Raw genomic sequence first — 2647 nt, 5'->3', positions numbered from 1 at the left:
TATCTTTCGCCAGATGACTTCGAAAAACTTTACAATGCGAGCGTTGCTAGAGAATCACTATTGGTAAGCTGAAAATAATTAAAATTTCTCATTTTATGTTGTACTAAATCTTGACATAGGACCAACTTCAACATTCCTGCTTATTGTAAATCATTACATAAGCAGTATAATCTCTTAATAAACAAAACTTCAAATGAAGATGAACGCAAGAAAATTGCTCAAGTTTTGGTAGACAACGAATTAGATGATATTCACACTATTACAAGAGAACATATTTTGTTTATGGATGATTTCTTCAAACCAAAATTTGAAAAATTGTATAAAAACGCTCCAAAGATTCGTCACGTAGACTTCAACCAGGGTGTAGACGCAAGACTTATCAATGAGAAAAACATAAAAAAATTGGCAGAAATTCCGATAAATCCTTTACGCATCGCATTTGACCATTGGGAGTTGCACAAAACTTATGAAAAGGCTGTAAGATTAGCAGCTAGTGCAGGAATAACTCATTTGTCCAATTATCTGTTATATAATTTTAATGACAAACCAGAAGAATTGTATTACAGAATGAAGATGAACATTGATCTGTGTGATGAATTGAATATCAGCATCTATTCTTTCCCTATGAAGTATCACCCAATCCAAGACCCAAACTATTTTAGAGATAGAGATTTTATGGGTGATCATTGGAATAGAAAATTTATTCGAGCTATACAAGCTATTTTAAACTCTACCAAAGGAAAAATTGGCAAAGGTAAAGAATTTTTTGAAAGGGCTTTTGGTAAAAACGAGGAAGAGTATTTTAAACGTTTGTATATGCCTGAAACAATGCTTATTTACAGAAATTTCTATGAGTATGAAACAGGTTTGATTGATGAATGGTGGAACAAGCTCAACAATCTTAATGATATTCAAAGAGAACGTTTAAATAATATTGTTGCACTGAATGATTTTTCTAATATCGAATCCAAAACTTCTGATATGTGTGTATTAGAAGTTTTGAAATATTATCAGATTGATAAAAAAGCTTGTGACGCTATTGAATATCAGAAAAAGAGAAAAGAACTGAATATGAAACCTATACATTAACAAAAGCAAATCCCACTACACCTTTTATTTGCCAGGCAGCCCGTGCGATAGCAAGCTGGCAATTAAATCCGATAGCTAGTATACTCAGAACAACATGACTGCCGTAAAAAACATCTGCTTGACTTGAATATCCTTTACCTATCAAAAGTTTTCCTGAAAAAGTTTTGCTGCCTGCACCAGCCTATTACCGCTTCCAAAGGCGGCAATAGGCTGATGTTTTTTCGCCAGTTGACTCAAGCTAAAAAATGCTGTACAATGAAAGCATAAAAAAAGAGCGAACCACAACGATGGCTCGCCACTATAGGTTTTTGGTGAATACAATATTCGACCATGCACCAGTGAGGCAACACTGATGGTCACAACATCTACGAAGAAGTCATCCCAGGCCAGGATGGCTTTTTTCGTGCATAAAAATGCTGAAAGATGCGGTCGATATGTGGCTTATACTTTAATGCCGAAACATCAAAATCAGTTCGCCCGTGAATGTCAGCTTGCACAACAGCACCACACCTGTCACCACCACAAAGATGATACACGGTATAAGTGCGCGAATTGCTTCAGCTAATGCCTTATCACAGGCGCTTCCCTTTTCAGGGAACACTTTTATCGTACCTTAGATAACATAGCCATGCTATCACGCTCTCTGCGGCGAAAAACTGCCTGCGCAGAACCCACCGCCGTATTTATAGAGCGACCACCATTCCGTATCATTGATAACGATATTTGCATACCGCGTCCGCCCTCCAGGCATAATCCTGCAACACATGTATTATATCATTATTGTGACATAAAAACAATATATAAGTTCTTTTGAATCCGCCAGGCAAGACGATAAATAGCGAAGGCTAATTATCATATTTTTCTGACTCTCATGTACGCAGCGGCAGCTTAAGCTCCACCCTGGTGCCCCCGGGGGCCTCAGAATAAATCTCCACACCGTATTTGTCACCGTACATCAGGCGCAGACGGCGGTGCACGTTGTAAATCCCCGTATGCACCGTAGGGTTGTCCCTGCCCTTCAGCAGCGACTGCAGCTCCTGCAGCTGCTCCGGCGGTATGGGCACTCCGTCATTTGCCACGCTGATAACCAGCTCCCCGGCTCTTTCATACACCCCCAGCCGCACATTGATGGAGCCGTCCTCCGCCTCCCCATACTTGATGGCATTTTCCAGAATCGGCTGAAAAATCAGCTTGGGGATTTTTACCCTGTCCATATTCACCTGCAAAGCAAACTCACAGTGCAGCCTTTTGCCAAAGCGATACTGCATGATTTCCAGGTATGCCCTGGTATACTTCCACTCCTCCGCCAGCGTCACCTCCTGCACCAGGTTGTTGATGCCGTAGCGCAGGATGGAGGACAGGTTCACCACCATATTCACTGCCGCCGCAGGATTCAGCCGTATCATGAACTTGATATTTTCCAGCGTATTAAAATTGAATTACTCCCTCCTAACGCCTAGGCGTTTGAGGAGGGAGATTCCCACTTCTACGAGAACAGCCTTCTGCCTTGGCAAAAGGACTTACACACTCTCCGTGGGCGTTAATTTCCGTAATTCCT

2 protein-coding genes and 1 pseudogene are annotated in these 2647 nt (G+C 41.0%); 1 reads left to right on the top strand and 2 read right to left on the bottom strand.

The features are described from left to right. The first annotated feature begins 276 nt into the window (after window positions 1-276). The gene (locus FYJ84_RS14315) at window positions 277-1089 is read left to right on the top strand and encodes a hypothetical protein (protein WP_154408257.1); all 813 of its coding nucleotides are present in this window, start codon (window positions 277-279) and stop codon (window positions 1087-1089) included. Between the two features lie 869 nt (window positions 1090-1958). On the opposite strand, the gene FYJ84_RS14955 is transcribed toward FYJ84_RS14315, so the two are convergent. Both FYJ84_RS14955 and FYJ84_RS14950 read right to left on the bottom strand, forming a co-directional pair. Further along, the gene (locus FYJ84_RS14955; RefSeq protein ID WP_407060754.1) at window positions 1959-2357 is read right to left on the bottom strand and encodes a sensor histidine kinase; all 399 of its coding nucleotides are present in this window, start codon (window positions 2355-2357) and stop codon (window positions 1959-1961) included. Continuing rightward, window positions 2343-2516 (bottom strand): annotated as a pseudogene (locus FYJ84_RS14950) (histidine kinase); the annotation flags it as partial. The gene FYJ84_RS14955 and the pseudogene FYJ84_RS14950, both read right to left, overlap by 15 nt. Between the last annotated feature and the right edge of the window lie 131 nt (window positions 2517-2647).

The organism is Anaerovibrio slackiae (assembly GCF_009695585.1).
GTDB classification, from domain to species: Bacteria; Bacillota; Negativicutes; order Selenomonadales; family Selenomonadaceae; genus Anaerovibrio; species Anaerovibrio slackiae.
This window is presented reverse-complemented; position numbering and strand designations above follow the sequence as displayed.

Excerpts from the sequence above, each read along its gene's own strand:
- FYJ84_RS14955 (WP_407060754.1), bottom strand. The coding sequence starts at position 2,357 with ATGCAGTATCGCTTTGGCAAAAGGCTGCACTGTGAGTTTGCTTTGCAG.